At 35.8% G+C, this 20,220-nt stretch carries 18 protein-coding genes; 11 read left to right on the forward strand and 7 right to left on the reverse strand.

The features are described 5' to 3' along the window. Window positions 1–204: 204 nt before the first annotated feature. The 6 genes from gyrA to dnaA form a co-directional block, all read right to left on the reverse strand. A complete protein-coding gene (gene gyrA, locus DN394_RS09860; protein ID WP_001282861.1) occupies window positions 205–2,676 on the reverse strand; it encodes a DNA gyrase subunit A in 2,472 nt (823 codons plus the stop codon). 88 nt (window positions 2,677–2,764) lie between these two features. Beyond that, window positions 2,765–4,687 carry a DNA topoisomerase (ATP-hydrolyzing) subunit B gene (gyrB, locus tag DN394_RS09865; protein WP_000435974.1) on the reverse strand — a complete coding sequence of 641 codons (1,923 nt, stop codon included), beginning with the start codon at window positions 4,685–4,687 and terminating at the stop codon, window positions 2,765–2,767. A 38-nt stretch (window positions 4,688–4,725) separates the two neighbouring features. Beyond that, window positions 4,726–5,853 carry a DNA replication/repair protein RecF gene (recF, locus tag DN394_RS09870; protein WP_000470742.1) on the reverse strand — a complete coding sequence of 376 codons (1,128 nt, stop codon included), beginning with the start codon at window positions 5,851–5,853 and terminating at the stop codon, window positions 4,726–4,728. 12 nt (window positions 5,854–5,865) lie between these two features. Next, a complete protein-coding gene (yaaA, locus tag DN394_RS09875) occupies window positions 5,866–6,078 on the reverse strand; it encodes a S4 domain-containing protein YaaA (protein ID WP_000821366.1) in 213 nt (70 codons plus the stop codon). Window positions 6,079–6,205: 127 nt separating this feature from the next. Continuing rightward, the gene (dnaN, locus tag DN394_RS09880; protein ID WP_001212890.1) at window positions 6,206–7,345 is read right to left on the reverse strand and encodes a DNA polymerase III subunit beta; all 1,140 of its coding nucleotides are present in this window, start codon (window positions 7,343–7,345) and stop codon (window positions 6,206–6,208) included. Window positions 7,346–7,523: 178 nt separating this feature from the next. Next, window positions 7,524–8,864, reverse strand: coding sequence for a chromosomal replication initiator protein DnaA (dnaA, locus tag DN394_RS09885; protein ID WP_000428027.1), 1,341 nt, complete (start codon window positions 8,862–8,864; stop codon window positions 7,524–7,526). Between the two features lie 565 nt (window positions 8,865–9,429). Here dnaA and rpmH point away from each other — a divergent pair. The 10 genes from rpmH (at window position 9,430) to spo0J (ending at window position 18,475) form a co-directional block, all read left to right on the forward strand. Beyond that, window positions 9,430–9,564, forward strand: coding sequence for a 50S ribosomal protein L34 (gene rpmH, locus DN394_RS09890; RefSeq protein WP_000831901.1), 135 nt, complete (start codon window positions 9,430–9,432; stop codon window positions 9,562–9,564). Window positions 9,565–9,640: 76 nt separating this feature from the next. Next, window positions 9,641–9,988 (forward strand): ribonuclease P protein component, encoded by a 348-nt coding sequence (gene rnpA, locus DN394_RS09895; RefSeq protein ID WP_000731505.1) that lies wholly within the window; start codon window positions 9,641–9,643, stop codon window positions 9,986–9,988. A 52-nt stretch (window positions 9,989–10,040) separates the two neighbouring features. Further along, on the forward strand, window positions 10,041–10,808 hold the full coding sequence (gene spoIIIJ, locus DN394_RS09900; RefSeq protein ID WP_000726766.1) for a YidC family membrane integrase SpoIIIJ: 768 nt from the start codon (window positions 10,041–10,043) through the stop codon (window positions 10,806–10,808). After that, window positions 10,805–11,422, forward strand: coding sequence for an RNA-binding cell elongation regulator Jag/EloR (gene jag / locus DN394_RS09905; RefSeq protein WP_046955456.1), 618 nt, complete (start codon window positions 10,805–10,807; stop codon window positions 11,420–11,422). Before spoIIIJ ends, jag begins: the two co-directional genes overlap by 4 nt. Before the next feature lie 226 nt (window positions 11,423–11,648). Further along, window positions 11,649–13,025 carry a tRNA uridine-5-carboxymethylaminomethyl(34) synthesis GTPase MnmE gene (mnmE, locus tag DN394_RS09910; RefSeq protein ID WP_087981843.1) on the forward strand — a complete coding sequence of 459 codons (1,377 nt, stop codon included), beginning with the start codon at window positions 11,649–11,651 and terminating at the stop codon, window positions 13,023–13,025. Window positions 13,026–13,071: 46 nt separating this feature from the next. Then, the gene (gene mnmG / locus DN394_RS09915; protein WP_000541059.1) at window positions 13,072–14,961 is read left to right on the forward strand and encodes a tRNA uridine-5-carboxymethylaminomethyl(34) synthesis enzyme MnmG; all 1,890 of its coding nucleotides are present in this window, start codon (window positions 13,072–13,074) and stop codon (window positions 14,959–14,961) included. Between the two features lie 21 nt (window positions 14,962–14,982). Beyond that, a complete protein-coding gene (gene rsmG, locus DN394_RS09920) occupies window positions 14,983–15,702 on the forward strand; it encodes a 16S rRNA (guanine(527)-N(7))-methyltransferase RsmG (protein ID WP_001019619.1) in 720 nt (239 codons plus the stop codon). Window positions 15,703–15,807: 105 nt separating this feature from the next. Next, window positions 15,808–16,680, forward strand: a complete 873-nt coding sequence (gene noc, locus DN394_RS09925) for a nucleoid occlusion protein (protein ID WP_000799025.1) — start codon at window positions 15,808–15,810, stop codon at window positions 16,678–16,680. 189 nt (window positions 16,681–16,869) lie between these two features. Further along, entirely contained in the window at window positions 16,870–17,631 is a 762-nt protein-coding gene (soj, locus tag DN394_RS09930; RefSeq protein WP_000516117.1) for a sporulation initiation inhibitor protein Soj, read from the forward strand. Then, window positions 17,624–18,475, forward strand: a complete 852-nt coding sequence (gene spo0J, locus DN394_RS09935; RefSeq protein WP_098208984.1) for a stage 0 sporulation protein Spo0J — start codon at window positions 17,624–17,626, stop codon at window positions 18,473–18,475. The genes soj and spo0J overlap by 8 nt, the downstream gene beginning before the upstream one ends. A 20-nt stretch (window positions 18,476–18,495) precedes the next feature. Here the strand turns inward: spo0J and yyaC are convergent, their stop codons facing one another. Then, window positions 18,496–19,092 carry a spore protease YyaC gene (gene yyaC, locus DN394_RS09940; protein WP_098953473.1) on the reverse strand — a complete coding sequence of 199 codons (597 nt, stop codon included), beginning with the start codon at window positions 19,090–19,092 and terminating at the stop codon, window positions 18,496–18,498. 260 nt (window positions 19,093–19,352) lie between these two features. Between yyaC and DN394_RS09945 the strand changes: the two genes are divergently transcribed. Beyond that, window positions 19,353–20,210, forward strand: a complete 858-nt coding sequence (locus tag DN394_RS09945) for a mechanosensitive ion channel family protein (protein WP_000362298.1) — start codon at window positions 19,353–19,355, stop codon at window positions 20,208–20,210. Window positions 20,211–20,220: the final 10 nt, after the last annotated feature.

The following is a 20,220-nucleotide window of genomic DNA, read 5'->3' on the forward strand; positions in this document are numbered from 1 at the left end:
TTCACGTTGTTTGTTTCGTTTAGTTTTCAAAGTTCAACATCGCGTTTCAGCGACTTACATAATATATCATAGTATATTATTTTCGTCAACAAGTTTTTTAAGATAATTTGTATCTCTCATTTGCTGACTCTGCCTATTATATAGAGTTTTCCATTGCTATGCAAGTATTATTATAAAAAAATAAGAGGAGGAAAAATCCCCCTCTTATTCTTCAGAAGAAACCTCTTCATTAGATTCCTCTTCTTCATCTTTCTGTGCTTTCGCTACCGTCGCTACCTCTTGCTCATCCTCTAATCGAATTAGACGAACACCTTGTGTATTACGTCCCATTTGAGAGATTTGATCAACTGGCATACGAATAATAACACCTGCTGCCGTAATTAACATGATATCTTCTTCACCTGTTACAGATTTAACGGCTACTAATTTACCGTTTTTATCTGTAATATTACAAGTCTTCAGACCTTTACCACCACGGCTTTGTAGACGGTATTCATCAATAGGTGTACGTTTTCCATAACCATTTTTCGTTACGATTAGAACATTTACATCCTCTTCGACAATTTCCATGCCTACAACTTGATCTTCATCACCTAATGTAATTGCTTTTACACCAGCCGCATTACGTCCCATAGAACGCACATCTTGCTCGTTAAAGCGAATTAACATACCATTGCTTGTTCCTACAATAATATCCTTATCACCAGATGTTAAACGTACAGATATTACTTCATCCTCTTCACGAAGAGAGATGGCGATTAAACCATTCGTACGTATATTTGCAAATGATGAAAGTGGCGTTCTCTTAGAAATACCTTGTTTTGTTGTGAAGAATAAGAATTCATCATCACCAAATTCACGAATTGGAATAATGGCGTTAATCCATTCACCCTTATCTACACCTAATAAGTTAATAATAGGTATACCTTTTGCTGTACGACTATACTCTGGGATTTCATATCCTTTCGTACGGTATACTTTCCCTTTATTAGTAAAGAATAAAATGTGATCATGCGTAGAAGTAGTTAATAAATGCTCTACGAAATCATCATCATTTGTTCCCATTCCTTGCACACCACGTCCACCACGGTTCTGTGTTTTATACGTAGAAGCCGGTAACCTCTTAATATAACCATTATGAGTTAACGTAATAGCGATGTTTTGCTCTGGAATCAAATCTTCATCTTCAATAAATTCCATGCCACCAATTGTAATTTCCGTTCGTCTCTTATCATTGAAGCGTTCTTTTACTTCCGTTAATTCTTCACGAATAATCTCAAGAACTTTCTCTTCATCTGCTAAGATTGCTTTTAATTCAGCGATTAACTTCATTAAGTCTTGATATTCTTGCTCAATTTTTTCACGTTCTAATCCTGTTAAACGTTGCAGACGCATATCTAAAATTGCTTGTGCTTGTTTCTCACTTAAACCGAAACGTTCCATTAAGCTCTGTTTTGCAATATCTGCTGTTTTCGAACTACGAATTAACGTAATAACTTCATCTAGATGATCTAGAGCAATTCGTAATCCTTCTAAAATATGAGCACGCGCCTCTGCTTTTTCTAATTCATAAGCAGTACGTCGACGAATTACTACCTTCTGATGCTCCAAGTAATGATATAAATTTTGTTTTAAATTTAGTACTTGTGGCTCTCCATTTACAAGAGACAACATATTAATACCGAAACTTGTTTGAAGTGCTGTATGTTTATATAGATTATTTAATAGTACATTGGCATTGGCATCGCGGCGTACTTCCATAACAATACGCATACCGTTTCGATCTGACTCATCACGTAAATCCGTAATACCTTCAATTTTCTTATCACGAACTAATTCTGCAATTTTTTCAATTAATCGCGCCTTATTAACTTGATAAGGTAGTTCAGTTACGAGAATAGATTGTTTACCATTTGACTTCTCTTCAATTTCAACTTTAGCTCGAAGCATAATAGAGCCTCTACCTGTTTCATACGCTCTTCGAATCCCACTTCGTCCCAAAATTAAACCTGCTGTTGGAAAATCTGGTCCTGGAATAAACTCCATTAATTCCGCAATCGTAATGTCGGGATTATGGCTTAGTGCCAATACACCATCAATTACTTCACCGAGTTGATGCGGTGGAATATTCGTTGCCATACCTACCGCAATACCTGTCGTGCCATTCACTAATAAATTAGGGAAACGCGCTGGCAATACAATTGGCTCTCTTTCAGAACCATCATAGTTATCTTGATAATCAATCGTATTTTTTGAAATATCACGTATTAATTCCATAGAAATCTTAGACATTCTTGCTTCTGTATAACGCATCGCTGCTGCTGAATCACCATCAACAGAACCAAAGTTACCATGCCCATCAACAAGCATATAACGTTGACTAAAATCTTGCGCCATACGTACCATCGTCTCGTAAACAGCTGAATCACCGTGAGGGTGATACTTACCGATTACTTCACCGACAATACGCGCTGATTTTTTATACGCTTTATCAGCTGTAATTCCTAAATCATTCATCGCATATAAAACCCTACGATGCACAGGTTTTAATCCATCACGAACATCTGGTAATGCACGAGATACGATAACACTCATTGCGTAATCTAAAAACGAGGTACGCATTTCATGACTAATATTAATTTCTCGAATTCGTGCTTGTTGTTGATTGTCTGACATCAACCAGCACCTCCTCTTACATTTCCGTTACACATACATTGATTTATATGTAGAAGACAGGAATACTTAGATTCCTGTCATTACCCATTTAAATATCAAGGTTTTTCACGTATTTTGCATTTTCTTGGATAAAGTTACGACGTGGCTCTACTTTATCTCCCATCAAAATTTCAAATGTTTCATCCGCTTCAATTGCATCTTGAAGTGAAACTTGAAGTAATGAACGTACTTCTGGGTCCATTGTCGTCTCCCATAACTGAGTTGGATTCATTTCCCCTAGACCTTTATAACGCTGAATCCCCGGCTTAGGTTGGGCTGGTAATTCAGCTAAGATTTTTTCAAGTTCCTTATCATTGTAAGCATATTGAATTTTCTTACCTTGTTGTACTTTAAACAAAGGTGGCTGTGCAATATATATATAACCGCACTCAATTATTTGACGCATATAGCGATAGAAGAACGTTAATAATAGGGTACGAATATGCGCACCATCAACATCGGCATCCGTCATAATAATAACTTTATGATAGCGTGCTTTTTCAATAGCGAAGTCTCCGCCGATATTTGTACCAATCGCCGTAATAATTGTACGAACTTCATCATTTGATAAAATCTTATCTAAGCGTGCCTTTTCAACATTAATAATTTTACCCTTCAGCGGTAAAATTGCTTGGAAATGACGATCACGCCCTTGTTTTGCAGACCCACCCGCAGAGTCACCCTCTACGATATAGATTTCACTAATTGCTGGATCTTTAGAAGAACAATCTGCCAATTTTCCTGGTAAACTTGAAACTTCTAAAGCACTCTTTCGGCGAGTTAACTCACGAGCCTTTTTAGCTGCTACACGCGCACGCGCTGCCATCGTCCCTTTATCTATAATCTTACGTGCAACATTCGGATTTTCCAGTAAGAACTTTTCAAATGCCTCTGAGAATACTGACTCTGTAATTGTTCTTGCTTCACTATTTCCAAGTTTCGTCTTCGTTTGTCCTTCGAATTGTGGATTTGGATGTTTAATTGACACAATCGCTGTTAAACCTTCACGAACATCTTCACCAGTTAAATTACTATCCGCATCTTTTAAAATATTATTTTTACGACCATAATCGTTGATCACACGAGTTAAGGCTGTTTTAAATCCTACCTCATGTGTACCACCTTCATACGTATGAATATTATTTGTAAATGAGTAAATATGATTTGTGTATCCTTCGTTATATTGAAGCGCAACTTCAACCTGAATACCATCTTTTGAACCCTCTACATATACAGGTTCTTCATGAATTGGCTGTTTTGAACGATTTAAATGTTCAACATATGATTTAATTCCACCTTCATAATGGAATTCTTTCTTCTGTTTATGTTCACGTTTATCTTCAATTGTTAATTTAATATTACGATTTAAAAATGCTAATTCGCGCATACGAGTTGCTAACGTATCAAATTCGTATACTATTGTTTCCTGAAAAATTTCTGGATCTGGTTTAAATCGAGTTATCGTCCCTGTTTGATCTGTGTCACCAATGACTTTTAAATCCGCAACCGGGATACCTCTTTCGTATTTTTGATAATGGATTTTGCCTTCACGATGTACAAATACCTCTAGTTCTGTTGATAGAGCATTTACTACAGATGCCCCAACACCATGCAAACCACCGGAAACTTTATAACCGCCACCGCCAAACTTACCACCAGCATGAAGAACGGTCATTATAACTTCTACAGCAGGACGTCCCATTTTTTCTTGTATACCAACTGGAATACCACGTCCATTATCCGTTACAAGAATACTATTATCTTCTTCGATACTAACGTTAATTTCATCACAATACCCTGCAAGTGCTTCATCGATACTATTATCGACGATTTCCCACACAAGATGGTGAAGTCCTTTACCACTTGTAGATCCAATATACATCCCAGGGCGTTTTCGAACCGCTTCTAATCCTTCAAGTACCTGTATCTGACTTTCATCATATGAGTTTTCTTCCATTTGCTTTTGTTCCATTGACACAAAGATCACCTACTTTTCCATTTAAATAGGGATTACGCCCTATCTATTTCACAATCTACCGTGCCGTTCGTTACATGAATTGTTTTCGCTTCTTTTAATGTTTCGTGTTCAATTCCGTCGACACTCGTCGTTGTCACAAATGTTTGCACTTTTCCTTGAATTGTATTTAACAGATGCGATTGACGATAATCATCTAATTCTGATAATACATCATCCAATAAAAGAATCGGATATTCCTTAACTTCTGAGTAAATCAATTCAATTTCAGCTAATTTTAGGGACAGTGCGGTCGTTCGTTGTTGTCCTTGCGAACCAAAGACTTGAACATTTTTACTATTAACGAAGAATTGTAAATCATCACGATGAGGACCAATTAAAGTCGTACCACGGAAAATCTCACGTTGTTTCACAGATTGAAAATTTTCATAGTATACTTCTTTTATTTTCGACAAATCCATTGATTCTGATACATCTACACTTGGTTTATAGACAATTTCTAATTCTTCTAATCCGCGGCTTATACCGCGATGAATTGGAGCTGCCCATTCTTGTAGTAAATGCAAAAACTCAAACCGTTTTTGCAATATTTTTGCACCATGCTCAATAAGTTGAAGTGTAAATACATCCAACATCGTTTCCTCATTCTTACTATTCCCTTGCATCTTTTTCAGCAAGTGATTTCGTTGCGTGAGCACCTTTTGATATTGACTCAATTCATACAAATAGATTGGAGCTATTTGGCCTAATTCCATATCTAAAAAGCGTCTTCTTACTTGAGGGCTTCCTTTTACAAGATTTAAATCTTCTGGGGCAAACATGACAACATTCATCATACCAATATATTGACTCAATTTTTGTTGTTCAAGTTGATTTAATTTTGCCTTTTTACCTTTTTTCGAAATATTTAATTCCAAAGACAAAGAACTATTTCTCTTTTGTAATTTCCCTTTAATTTGACCGAAGTCTTCATCCCAACGGATAAGCTCGCGATCATTAGAGGTTCTATGAGATTTCGCCATCGCTAAAACATAAATAGCTTCCATCAAATTCGTTTTCCCTTGTGCGTTTTCACCGATAATCACATTCACTTTATCTTCAAAGGAAAGCTCTAACTTTTCATAATTGCGATAGTTTTTTAATTGTATTTCTGAAATAAACAAAGGGCTCCCCCTTTATGCCTGAACTTGGAAACTTCCGCTTCCTGGAATTTCAATAATATCGTTCGCATATAATTTGCGACCTCTTCTATTTTCAAGTTCTTGATTCACGTACACTTCATATTCTTGTAAAAACCATTTTACAGCGCCACCTGTATCAATTACATCGGCTAACTTCAAAAATTGTCCTAGTGTAATATACTCTGTTGAAATTTTAATACGTTTCATAAAATCGCTCACTTTCTGAAAGTGTTCATTCTTTCATTGTACTAAATAAACTAACATTAGGAAAGTAATACCCAAAAATCAAATAAGGGCTACTAGTATCTGAAAACTAGCAACCCTTACTTCTTACTTAGTAAGTACGAACCGGTAAAATTAATTGAATAATGGACTCATCATTTACTGTACGAATTAAGAATGGTCTCATCGCACCAGTAAAGCTAATTTTAATTTCAGTACTATCTAAAGCTTTTAGTGCATCCATCATATATTTTGCACTAAAAGATATTTTTAACTCTTCCCCATCCACTTTTTCACATTGAACTTCTTCTACTACTTTCCCGATTTCTGGTGAATTCGAAGAAATTTCTAGCATTTCCTGTTCTAAAGTTGATAATTTTACAACATTATTACGACCATCCCTTGCTAATAAAGATGCACGATCAATTGCTTGTAAAAATTCTTTTGTATTTACAAAAATATCTGTTTTACTTTCGGCTGGAATTAAACGAGTTGTATCCGGATAATTACCTTCTAACAATCTTGAGAAGAATAATAAATGCTTTGTACGGAATAATACTTGATACTCCGTAATAACGATATCTACCATTTCTTCAGACTCATCTAGAATTTTGCTTAATTCATTTAAGCTTTTACCTGGAATAACAACACTCGCTTGAAATTCATCTGCGATTCCTTCGATTTTCGCTTTTCGAAGAGCTAACCTGTGACTATCTGTAGCAATGCAAGTTAATTCGCTGTTATATACTTTCCAGTTTACACCTGTCAAGATCGGTCTTGTTTCAGAAGTGGAAACTGCAAATACAGTTTGTCTGATCATATGTTTCAGTAAATCTGTTGGAATCTTAAAAACATGGTGTTCTTCAATTTGTGGTAACAATGGATATTCAGCAGAATCTAAACCATTTAAATTAAACTCTGATTTTCCAGAAATTATTTTTGTCATAAAATGATTTTCCACAGAAATTTCGACAGTCTCTTTAGGTAATTTTTTTACAATCTCACTAAAATATTTTGCTTGTAAAATAATACTTCCTGATTGTGCTACTTCTACGATCTCTTTTCCATTGTCTTCAACTGGGATAAAAGATTCAATAGAAATATCAGCATCGCTTCCTGTTAACGTAACTCCTTCTTCCGTAGCGACAACTTTAATTCCTGTAAGGATCGGAATTGTTGTACGAGAAGAAACAGCCTTCATTACATCTTGTACACTTCTTACAAGATAGTCTTTTTGTATTGTAAAACGCATAAAGAAAAACCTCCGGTAAGTATAATATTTTATTTAATTAATAAAGATAAAAAATAGTAGTAATAGTAATAGGGCCTGTGGATATGTGGATAACCCCGTTAAACGATGTAAAAACAGTCTATCTACATGTGGATAGACTGTGCGTAAAACAAGGGAAGTTATTCACACTATTCAGCTACTACTTTAAAATATCGTTAATTTCTTCAACTTGTTTTTGTAATTGCGTATCCGTTTTAAGCAGCTTAGAAATTTTTTCATGAGCATGGATAACTGTTGTATGATCACGTCCACCAAATTCTTCACCGATTTTAGGTAAGGAGTAATCTGTAAGTTCGCGTGATAAATACATTGCAATTTGGCGAGGGAAGGCAACTGATTTTGTTCGCTTTTTCGCCTTGAAATCTTCCAGTTTTATTTGATAAACGTCCCCGACAGCCTTTTGAATATCATAAATGGAGATAATTTTTGGTTTAGAATTTGGAATAATATTTTTAAGTGCTTCAGCTGCTAAATCAGCATTAATATCTTTGTTAATTAAAGATGAATAAGCTACAACTCGGATAAGTGCACCTTCTAGTTCACGAATGTTTGAATCAATTTGATTTGCAATATAAAGCATAACCTCATTTGGTATATCGAGTCCTTCAGCCTTTGCTTTTTTACGTAAAATTGCAATTCGTGTTTCTAAATCTGGTGGCGTAATATCCGTAATGAGTCCCCATTCAAAGCGAGAACGAAGACGATCTTCTAAAGTTGGAATTTCTTTTGGTGGCCGATCACTTGAAATTACAATTTGTTTACTTTCTTCGTGTAATGCATTGAATGTATGGAAAAACTCTTCTTGAGTTTGTTCTTTTCCTGCTAGAAATTGAATATCATCTATCAATAAAACATCTACATTACGGTATTTATTACGAAAATCGACCGCTTTATTATCACGAATAGAATTAATGAATTCATTTGTAAATTTTTCTGATGATAAATATACAACCTTTGCGTTTGGGTTATGTTCAATTACATAATGACCAATTGCATGCATTAAATGGGTCTTTCCGAGTCCAACTCCCCCGTAAATAAAGAGTGGATTATATGCTTTAGCTGGCGCTTCAGCTACGGCCAATGAAGCAGCGTGAGCAAAACGGTTACCAGAGCCAATAACAAATGTATCAAACGTATATTTTGGATTTAGCATACTCTGTGGTAAATGATTAGAATCATCTTGTGCTGAATTTGGTTTAGAAGGAGGAAGATCAATCTCCTCTTCAGCTTGACTTTGGGGAATAATAAAGCGAATAGCTAATTTTGCCCCCGTTAAATCATAAAGTGTTTCCGAAATTAGCTCTGAATAATGAGATTCTAACCAATCACGAGCGAATTCATTTGGAGCTGTAATTGTTAACACGTCTTTCTTTAAATTATGTGCGGTTGTTGATTTTAACCATGTTTCATAACTTGGTTTACTGACCTTTTTTTCTAGTTCTTTTAAGGCGCTGTTCCATAAATCAGAGATGTTTTCCAAAGGTGTCCCTCCTTTACTAAGATGGTAAAAGAATAAGGTTGCGCAACAAATGTACAACCTAAATAAATATAAAATGTATATTTATACGAAACGTATTTTAAAACCTAAAAACGTCGTTTGTATATGAGATAGGGTTTTCGACAAAAAAAGCAAATGTGGATAAGTATTTACCCACATGTGATTAAAACTGTCCACATGTTATACACAAATTGTGGATAAGATAAAGGTGTGGAAAACTTATTCAAAGTGAAAACACAACTATAATATCAAAAAAAAGTAGCTATAGCAATGAATTTAAGAAAGTTATCCACAAAATCAATACCTTGTGGAATAAACTTGTCCACAACACGATATACTGTGTAAAAGTACGAAAAGGGTTTGTGGATATAAAAACCAAGAAAAAACATTTATCCACAAGGAAATATAGGGTCTGTGAAAAAGTATGTGAATAGGTTCAAAATGAATATTTGATGAAAATTTCGAGAACCATTGACATTTTCCTAGTTGATTAACTATAATTTATAGGACTGTCTTTAACAGATATTCCTCAGGGAGGTGTCATATAATGAAAAGAACTTACCAACCAAATAAACGTAAGCGCAGCAAAGTACATGGTTTCCGCAGCCGTATGAGCACAGCGAACGGACGTAAAGTGCTAGCAGCTCGTCGTCGTAAAGGAAGAAAAGTATTATCTGCGTAGACCACTGATCGTTCAGTGGTCTTTTTTTCTAATAATAGTGAATTTCCACTGATGAACTACAGGAGTGTCAATTGATATGAAGAAAAAATATCGTATAAAAAAGAATGATGAATTCCAGACGGTTTTTCAAAAAGGAAAATCGAATGCTAACCGTCAGCTTGTTGTCTATCAACTAGATAAGGGAGAGCAGCCAAACTTTCGTATTGGCCTTTCTGTCAGCAAGAAAATAGGAAATGCAGTAGTGCGTAACCGAATTAAACGTATGATTCGCCAGTCGATCACAGAATTAAAAGATGAGATAGATTCTGGAAAAGATTTTGTTATAATAGCAAGGAAGCCTTGTGCAGAGATGACATATGAAGAATTAAAGAAAAGCTTAATTCATGTCTTTAAACGCTCTGGTATGAAAAGAATAAAAAAGTAGCGTAAGGAAATGAATTACACTATATACATACCGAAACAAGGAGGAGCAGGCTTTGAAAAAGAAAATAGGTTTACTAGCCATGGTTATTGTATTAATGGCAATTGCTACTGGCTGTAGTGAAGTGAAGCAGCCGATTACACCGAAAAGCACTGGAATTTGGAATGAATATTTCGTATACCCGCTTTCTCAGTTAATTACGTATTTTGCCAACTTATTTGGTAGTAATTACGGTTTAGCAATCGTTGTTACAACTCTTATCATTCGTTTTGCATTATTACCATTAATGATTAAACAAACGAAGAGTACGAAAGCAATGCAGGCGTTACAACCAGAAATGGTGAAGTTAAAAGAGAAATATAGTTCTAAAGATCAAGCAACACAGCAAAAACTACAACAAGAAATGATGCAGTTATATCAAAAAAATGGTGTAAACCCATTAGCAGGATGTTTACCGATATTTGTTCAAATGCCTATTTTATTCGCGTTTTACCATGCGATTATGAGAACAGCTGAAATTAGTAAGCATACATTTTTATGGTTCGATTTAGGGCAGGCAGATCCGTACTATATCTTACCGGTTGTCGCGGCAATTACGACATTTATTCAGCAAAAGCTTGCAATGGCAGGAACAGCTGGTCAAAATCCGCAAATGGCAATGATGATTTGGCTTATGCCAATTATGATCTTAGTCTTTGCAATTAACTTCCCAGCTGCATTATCACTTTACTGGGTTGTTGGTAATATCTTTGGTATCGCTCAAATGTACTTGATCAAGGGGCCAGAAATTAAGGCTAGTAAGGCAGGAGGATCAAGCAAGTGAGTGTAATTACTGCTAAAGGACAAACAGTCGAGCTGGCAGTACAAGATGCTTTAAGGCAACTAAATGTTCCAAAAGACCGAGTAGATATAAATATTATCGATGAGGGTAAAAGAGGGTTCCTAGGTTTATTTGGGAATCGACCTGCAGTAGTAGAAGTTGTATTGAAGAAAGATCCGATTCAAGAATGTGAAGAATATTTAAAAAATGTTATTCACGATATGGGTGTGGAAGCTGAGATTAGTAAAATTGTAAAAGGACGCGAAATTAAATTTACAATTTCTGGCGAAAATATAGGTGTTTTGATTGGGAAAAGAGGAAACACCTTGAATTCTTTGCAGTATTTAACAAAACTTGTGGCGAATCGTAGTACGAAGCAGTATATTGGTATCACACTAGATGCTGAAAATTATCGTAGTAAAAGAAAAGGTACATTAGAAGCACTTTCTTATCGATTAGCAAAACAAGTAGTAAGTACGAAAAAAAGAGTTGTGTTGGAGCCTATGCCATCTTTTGAACGAAAGATTATCCACCAAGCATTATCTAATCATCAAAATATCATTACAACTTCTGAAGGAAAAGAACCACATCGACATGTTGTAATATCTTCCAAGTGACCGGTTACTCAATTGAGTGCCGGTTTTTTTGAGCGGAAAATAGGTGTGGATAACTAAAAAACACTAAACTTATCCACTGTGAATAAGTTTAGTGTTTTTTACATGAGGACATAATAAAATGAGTTATTATTCTTTTGTAGATAGGTTCGTTATGGTATTCTAATAATTTAGTGAAGAAAATAATCATGTTGAAATAGAGATAAATAAGCAAATGAGGTGAAAGGACATGGAATTTGATACAATTGCCGCGATTTCCACAGCGCTTGGAGAGGGTGCAATTGCCATTGTTCGAGTAAGTGGGGATGATGCGGTTGAAAAAGTTAATCGTATTTTTAAAGGGAAGGATTTAACAGAGGTTCCTTCTCACACGATTCATTATGGTCATATTGTCGATTTAGATACAAATCAGGTTATTGAAGAAGTGATGGTATCTATTCTGCGTGCACCAAGGACTTTTACACGTGAAAATATAGTGGAAATTAACTGTCACGGCGGACTTGTTTCGGTAAATAAAGTATTGCAGCTTATTTTAGCGCAAGGAGTACGATTAGCGGAGCCTGGTGAATTTACAAAACGTGCTTTTTTAAATGGACGTATTGATTTATCACAAGCAGAAGCTGTTATGGACTTAATCCGTGCAAAAACAGATCGTGCAATGAACGTAGCGATTAATCAAATGGAAGGACGATTATCTAAATTAATCGGCCGTCTGCGTCAGGACATATTAGAAACGTTGGCTCATGTTGAGGTAAACATAGATTACCCGGAATATGATGATGTGGAAGAAATGACACATAATATTTTAATTGAGAAAGCTACACATGTTCGTACGGAAATTGCAAAAATATTAGAAACATCGAAGCAAGGAAAGATTTTACGTGAAGGTATTGCTACTGCAATCATCGGTAGACCTAACGTTGGGAAGTCATCGCTATTAAATAGTCTTGTTCAGGAGAAAAAGGCAATTGTAACTGATATTGCAGGAACAACTCGTGATGTTATTGAAGAGTACGTTAATGTGCGTGGTGTACCACTTAAACTTATAGATACAGCCGGGATTCGTGAAACAGAAGATGTTGTTGAACGAATTGGTGTAGAGCGTTCAAAGGAAATGATGAGTCAAGCTGATTTAGTGTTAGTTGTCGTTAATTATAGCGAGGCTTTAACGCATGAGGATGAAGATCTATTCCGTGCCGTACAAGGAAAAGATTTCATTGTTATTGTAAATAAGACAGATTTATCGCAAGTAATCGATATGGAACGTGTTATAGAATTGGCAGCGGGAAATCGTATTATTACAACATCGTTAATTGAGGAACAAGGAATAGATGAGCTTGAAAAGGCAATAGCTGATTTATTCTTTGAAGGAACAATTGATTCTGCAGATGTGACATATGTTTCTAACGCGAGACATATTGGATTATTAACACAAGCAGGAAAAACAATTGGAGATGCAATTGAGGCAATAGAAAATGGTGTTCCAATTGATATGGTGCAAATTGATTTAACAAGAACGTGGGAAATACTTGGTGAAATTACTGGTGATACCGTCCATGAAAGCCTAATTGACCAGTTGTTCTCTCAATTTTGTTTAGGAAAATAATATAGCGATGTTTTAGAAAGATAGAGATTTTTAGGAGGAATAAACAATGGGATACAATGCCGGTTCATACGATGTCATAGTAATCGGTGCAGGTCATGCAGGATGTGAAGCAGGTCTTGCGGCAGCACGAATGGGCTCCAAAACATTAATGTTAACAATTAATTTAGATATGGTAGCGTTTATGCCATGTAACCCTTCTGTTGGTGGACCAGCAAAAGGGATTGTTGTTCGGGAAATTGATGCATTAGGCGGAGAAATGGGACGCAACATCGATAAAACATATATTCAAATGCGTATGTTAAATACAGGTAAAGGACCAGCTGTACGCGCGCTTCGCGCACAAGCAGATAAGTTTTCTTACCAGCATGAATTAAAGAAAACAATTGAAGAAACACCAAATTTAACGTTGTTCCAAGGAATGGTTGAGCGTTTAATCGTTGAAGATGGCGAATGTAAAGGGGTAGTTACGCAAGCTGGTGCTGAATATACAGCCAAAACAGTTGTAATTACGACTGGAACATTTTTACGCGGTGAGATTATTATGGGAGATTTAAAATATTCGAGCGGTCCGAATAATCAACAACCATCTATTACTTTATCCGAGCATTTAGAGGAGCTTGGATTTGATCTTGTTAGATTTAAAACAGGTACACCTCCGCGTGTAAATAGTAATACGATTGATTACAGTAAAACAGAAATTCAGCCAGGTGATGATAAACCACGAGCTTTCTCTTTTGAAACGACAAAATTTATTATGGATCAAATTCCATGTTGGTTGACGTATACAAGTACGGAAACACATCGTTTAATAGATGAAAACCTACATCGCTCAGCTATGTATTCTGGTATGATTAAGGGAACAGGACCTAGATATTGTCCTTCAATTGAAGACAAAGTAGTAAGATTTAATGATAAACCACGTCATCAAATTTTCTTAGAGCCAGAAGGACGTAATACACAAGAAGTGTATGTACAAGGTTTATCCACAAGCTTACCAGAAGATGTACAACGTGATATGCTTAGAACAATACCTGGCCTAGAAAACGTTGAAATGATGCGTACAGGTTATGCAATTGAATATGATGCAATTGTGCCAACACAACTATGGCCAACACTTGAAACGAAAAAAATTAAGAATTTATATACAGCAGGACAAATTAACGGAACTTCTGGTTACGAAGAGGCGGCAGGACAAGGGCTTATGGCTGGGATTAATGCAGCATGTCGTTCTTTAGGTAAAAAAGAAGTTATTTTAGGTCGCGCGGATGCTTATATTGGTGTCTTAATTGATGATCTTGTAACGAAAGGTACAAATGAACCATATCGTTTATTAACATCTCGTGCAGAATATCGCCTATTATTACGCCACGATAATGCTGATCTTCGTTTAACTGAAGTTGGTCGTGAAATTGGATTAATTAAAGAAGAGCGCTATGAGCGATTTACAAATAAAAAATTAAAAATTGAACAGGAAAAGGAACGTTTAAGCAGCATTATTATTAAACCACGTCCTGAAGTTCAAGAATTAATTCGTAGTATTGGCGGAAGTGAATTGAAAGATGGAATACGTGCAAGTGACTTATTACGTCGTCCAGAGATGACATATGAACATATTCATCTTTTAGTACCAAGTGAAGTAGAATTAAGTGATGAAATTACAGAACAAGTTGAAATTCAGATTAAGTACGAAGGATATATCGAAAAATCCTTACAGCAAGTAGAGCGTATGAAGAAAATGGAAAACAAAAAAATCCCTGTGGATATTGATTATGATGCGATTTCTAGCCTTGCCTCAGAAGCGAGACAGAAATTGAAAGATGTTCGTCCACTTTCAATGGGGCAGGCTTCACGTATTTCTGGCGTGAATCCAGCGGATGTTTCTATTTTACTTGTGTATATTGAACAAGGAAAAATTGCGCGAGTATCGAACCAATAAATAGTAAGGAGATATTGTTAGATGAACATAGAACAATTTCAATCTATGCTAGAAGAGAAGGGTATCACCCTCTCTTCTAGACAGTTAGAGCAGTTCGAAATCTACTTTGAAACATTAGTAGAGTGGAATGAAAAAATGAACTTAACGGCTATTACGGAGAAAGAGGAAGTATATTTAAAACACTTTTTTGATTCCATTACAGCTGCTTTTTATTATGATTTTTCAGAGCCATTCTCAATTTGTGATGTTGGCGCAGGAGCTGGATTCCCAAGTATTCCTTTGAAAATCTGTTTCCCGCACTTAAAAGTAACAATTGTAGACTCATTGCAAAAACGTATTAACTTCTTAAATCATTTAGCACAAAAGTTGGAATTAGGTGACGTTGCGTTTTGTCACGATCGTGCGGAAACATTTGGGAAAAAAGAAGGTGTACGTGAATCGTACGATATTGTAATGGCACGTGCAGTTGCGCGTCTTTCGGTATTGAGTGAGCTATGTTTACCACTTGTAAAAGTTGGGGGAACATTCATTGCAATGAAAGGTGCCGCAGCAAACGAAGAAATTGAAAATGGCAAGTATGCTTTAGAGGTGCTAGGCGGGAATTTAAAAGAAATGTCTACGTTCCAATTACCGTTTGAAGAAAGTGAACGTAATATTTTATTAATCGAGAAAAAGCGCAAGACACCAAAGAAATATCCACGCAAACCGGGAACACCCAATAAATTACCTATTGAAAAATAAATCTTATTAGACGTAAGATTAAATTATATAAATGAAAACGTAAATGTTTCATAGGAAACATTTTATGGAGAATAGTCAATAGGCCTAAAAGGTGGTGGAATATGTATGAAAAATACGTTTTCTCGTTTATTTGGCTTTGGAGATAAAGAGAGCGAATTCGAATTACAAGACGAAAGCCATGAAGAAATAGATAAAAAGGTATATGAAGAAATACAAGAAATTCCGATAGTAAATATTACCCCTAACCGTTATCAACCACGAACAGTTTTTGATGATGCACGAATTGAAGAGCTAGCACTAACGATTCGTACACATGGGCTGATTCAGCCGATTGTTGTGAGGCAATATGAGGATGACAAGTACGAGATTATCGCTGGAGAAAGGCGTTTCCGTGCGGCAACAAAGTTAGGGTGGGAAAAGGTTCCTGCAATTATAAAGAACTTAAATGATACAGAGACAGCTTCTGTAGCTTTAATTGAAAACTTGCAACGTGAGGAACTAACAGCAATCGAGGAAGCTGTGGCATATCAAAAGCTAATTGAGTTACATAATTTAACACAAGAAGCATTGGCACAACGACTTGGAAAAGGACAATCCACAATCGCAAATAAGTTGCGATTGTTAAAGTTGCCTGAAGAAATAAAACGTGCGTTATTAGAAAAAAGTATTACAGAACGTCATGCCCGCGCTCTCATTCCTTTAAAGAATGAGGAATTACAACTGAAGGTTTTACAGGAAATTGTGGAGAAACAATTGAATGTAAAGCAAACAGAGGAACGAATTGCGAAATTACTAGAGGAAGCCAAACCGAAGCGTAAGGCAAAGCAAAAAGCAGTAAGTCGAGATACGAGAATTGCCATGAATACAATTAGGCAGTCATTACAAATGGTTGCTGACAGTGGTTTAAATGTTAATTCTGCGGAAGAAGAATTTGATGAGTACTATCAAATTACAATTAAAATTCCGAAGAAAAAATAATAATGGCGTGTTAGAGACCTTATCCTATTGGATAGGTCTCTTTTACTATATTTTCTTGTTAGATGAAGAAGGAGTTTAGAAATAAATTTTGAAGTTTAATAAGGACGTAAAAGAAAAACTTTTATTTCATGTTACAATAAACATAATTGTTACTAGAATAAGATAGAAAGGTTGAAAGTAGGTGACATCATGGGAAAAATCATTGCTATTGCCAATCAAAAAGGTGGCGTTGGAAAAACAACAACATCTGTTAATTTAGGGGCTGGATTGGCACAAGTAGGTAAAAAAGTCCTTCTTGTAGATATTGACGCTCAAGGAAATGCAACGACTGGTGTGGGAATTGAAAAATCCGAATTAGATCAATGTATTTACAATGTTCTTGTGGAAGATGCAGATGTTCAAGGGGTTATACGTAAAACCGCAACTGAAAACTTAGATGTTCTACCCGCTACAATTCAATTGGCAGGAGCTGAAATTGAATTGGTACCGACTATTTCCCGGGAAGTACGTTTACAAAGGGCATTACAGCCAGTTCGTGATGAATATGACTATATTATTATCGACTGTCCCCCGTCCTTAGGGTTATTAACGATTAATGCATTAACCGCAGCAGATTCTGTTATTATTCCTGTTCAATGCGAATATTACGCACTAGAAGGATTAAGTCAGCTATTAAATACAGTTCGACTTGTGCAAAAGCACTTAAATAAAAATCTAGCAATTCAAGGTGTATTGTTAACGATGTTGGATGCCCGTACGAATTTAGGGATTCAGGTTATAGATGAAGTGAAAAAATACTTTAGGGATAAAGTATACCGTTCGATTATTCCTCGTAATGTTCGTTTAAGTGAAGCACCAAGTCATGGGAAACCAATTATGCAGTATGACGCTAAATCAAGAGGGGCAGAAGTATATATAGATTTAGCAGAGGAAGTGATTGCAGGTGGCTAAAGGATTAGGAAGAGGAATTAATGTGTTTTTTCCTGATTTAGATGTGAAAGAAGAAGAGGCAATTCAGGAGATTGTGATAACTGAATTAAGACCGAATCCATATCAACCACGTAAACACTTTAATAAAGAGGCAATTCAAGAATTATCGGCCTCTATTAAAGAGCACGGCATATTGCAACCGTTAATTGCTAGGAAGAGTATTAAAGGATATGAAATTGTTGCAGGTGAAAGAAGATATCGTGCTGCCAAAGAGGCAGGGCTCGAAAAGGTACCTGCTGTTGTAAGACAATTAAATGAGCAGCAAATGATGGAGTTTGCATTGCTTGAAAACTTACAACGAGAAGATTTAAACCCAATGGAAGAAGCAATGGCATATCAAATGTTAATGAATGAGCTAAATGTAACGCAAGAACAATTAGCAAAACGTCTTGGTAAGAGCAGACCTTACATTGCAAATTATACGCGGTTATTAAGCCTCCCTTCTTTTGTGCAAGATATGATTGCAAATGGTCGACTTTCAATGGCCCATGGGAGAACTTTGCTTACTATAAAAGATGAAGAACAATTGAAATCTTTATTAAAACGAATCGAAAAAGAAGGATTAAACGTTCGTCAATTAGAGAAAATTGTTCAGGAGATTAATCAACGCGTTTCACGTGAAACAAAACAAGTGAAAAAAGAGAGAAACATATTTTTCGTAGAACGCGAAACGTTCTTAAGAGAAAAGTTTGGCACAGATGTGAAAATTAAAGAAACGAAAAAAGAAAAAGGTAAAATCGAAATTGAATTTTTTAATAAAGAAGATTTAAATCGTATTTTAGAATTATTAGCGCAGAAAAACTAAAAAGCAAACCATCTTATTATTTATAGATGGTTTGCTTTTTTTAATACAGATAATTTTTGGTCTGTTTCTTTTATACTTTGTGCAATTACATCAGCCATTTTCATGACTAAACTTAATCTTGTATTTTGCAGGACGAAAAACTCCATAAAACCATTTAGATTTACGATGCCATGAATATGTAAATCACCAACTGCAGGTAATTTTTTATTCATCGCAGCTCCAGGTTTACTAGGCCCCATTCCGGTAGTGATGGAACCGATGTTTTGAGACTTTCCTAAACAGGCATCAACCGCAATTATAAATGAAGTAGGACTATCTTTCTGTATATTCTGAATTCTTTCTTCTAAATTTAGCGCATGCACTGGCTCATCTAGTGTGCCGAACACTTGGAAGTTTTTAATTCCTGCTTGTTCTAGTTTCGTACCGACTAGCGGACCGAGTGCATCGCCTGTAGAACGATCTGTTCCGATACAAACGAGAATAATCGGTATATTCGTTTTAATAGGGATATGGGAAAGTAAGAAGTTACTAATTGTCTCGGAGGCTTCTACGTCTTGGTGCATAACATTTTGAGTTTCTTTTTCGAAAAAGGGTAAGCGAAAACTTCCAATATTCATGAAGCATCCATCCTTTTAATAAATTTTCAAAATATGTTATATGGTGAGTAAAATGGAAAACTATAAGTGCGTACTTCCTGTAAAACTTGAGTGAAAACGGAAATAATAGTACTAGTATATATATATTCGTTCCATTTTATACCTGCATGGAAGTTAACAAATGCAATTAAAGTCATAAAAATTTTTCAGAAATCAGGGTGACTTCTGATACAATAAGAAGGATGATTAAAAAGAAATTTTAGCTGGAGAGGTAGAGGTACATGGATTTAGCGTTGAAATGGTTTGAGTCCATTGATTGGACGAATATAGGTGTGAAATCACTAAAAATAGTCGTTATTTTAATACTTGGTGCAATTATTGTGCGAGTTGCGCGTGCAATTGTACGAAATGCGTTTCGTATGGGAAGCCGTTCGCCAATTCAAATTTCAGAACGTCGTACAGTTACAGTAGCGAAGTTACTTGAAAATATTGTGGCATACGTTGTTATGTTCATTATGTTAATTGCGATTTTGGGTGTGTTTAATATTAATGCATCTGGTTTATTAGCGGGTGCCGGGGTAATTGGTTTAGCAGTCGGATTTGGTGCTCAAAGTTTAGTAAAAGATGTTATTACGGGGTTATTTATTTTGCTAGAAGATCAATTTTCAGTAGGTGACTATGTAAAAATTGGTCAGTTTGAAGGTGTCGTTCTAGAAATTGGACTTCGTACAACAAAAGTAAAGAGTTGGACAGGCGAAATTCATACTTTACCAAATGGAAGTATTATTCAAGTTACGAACTATTCAGTTAGTAATAGTGTAGCATTTGTTGATGTATCCATTTCATATGAGGCTGACATAGCGAAAGCGGAGCAAGTCATTGAAGAGTTATTAGAAGAATTACCTGCACAGTATACGCAAATGGTAGCAAAGCCTCAGTTATTAGGTGTGCAAACATTGGCTGCGTCAGAAGTTATATTACGTGTTATTGCGGAAGTAGAGCCGATGCAACATGCGGTTGTTGCGAGAGCACTTCGTAAAGAAATTAAAAATCGTCTAGATTTACATGGGATTGAAATTCCATATCCACGTATGGTTTTATATAATCGTGAAGAATTGGTGAGTGGAAAAGCAATTTAGTATGGAGAGG

This window comes from Bacillus sp. BB081 (assembly GCF_008368895.1).
GTDB classification, from domain to species: Bacteria; Bacillota; Bacilli; order Bacillales; family Bacillaceae_G; genus Bacillus_A; species Bacillus_A wiedmannii.

Coding starts and splice junctions, on each gene's coding strand:
- gyrA (WP_001282861.1), bottom strand. CDS start 2,676: ATGTCAGACAATCAACAACAAGCACGAATTCGAGAAATTAATATTAGT.
- gyrB (WP_000435974.1), bottom strand. CDS start 4,687: ATGGAACAAAAGCAAATGGAAGAAAACTCATATGATGAAAGTCAGATA.
- yaaA (WP_000821366.1), bottom strand. CDS start 6,078: ATGAAACGTATTAAAATTTCAACAGAGTATATTACACTAGGACAATTT.
- dnaN (WP_001212890.1), bottom strand. CDS start 7,345: ATGCGTTTTACAATACAAAAAGACTATCTTGTAAGAAGTGTACAAGAT.
- rpmH (WP_000831901.1), top strand. CDS start 9,430: ATGAAAAGAACTTACCAACCAAATAAACGTAAGCGCAGCAAAGTACAT.
- rnpA (WP_000731505.1), top strand. CDS start 9,641: ATGAAGAAAAAATATCGTATAAAAAAGAATGATGAATTCCAGACGGTT.
- mnmE (WP_087981843.1), top strand. CDS start 11,649: ATGGAATTTGATACAATTGCCGCGATTTCCACAGCGCTTGGAGAGGGT.
- mnmG (WP_000541059.1), top strand. CDS start 13,072: ATGGGATACAATGCCGGTTCATACGATGTCATAGTAATCGGTGCAGGT.
- rsmG (WP_001019619.1), top strand. CDS start 14,983: ATGAACATAGAACAATTTCAATCTATGCTAGAAGAGAAGGGTATCACC.
- noc (WP_000799025.1), top strand. CDS start 15,808: ATGAAAAATACGTTTTCTCGTTTATTTGGCTTTGGAGATAAAGAGAGC.
- soj (WP_000516117.1), top strand. CDS start 16,870: ATGGGAAAAATCATTGCTATTGCCAATCAAAAAGGTGGCGTTGGAAAA.
- yyaC (WP_098953473.1), bottom strand. CDS start 19,092: ATGAATATTGGAAGTTTTCGCTTACCCTTTTTCGAAAAAGAAACTCAA.
- DN394_RS09945 (WP_000362298.1), top strand. CDS start 19,353: ATGGATTTAGCGTTGAAATGGTTTGAGTCCATTGATTGGACGAATATA.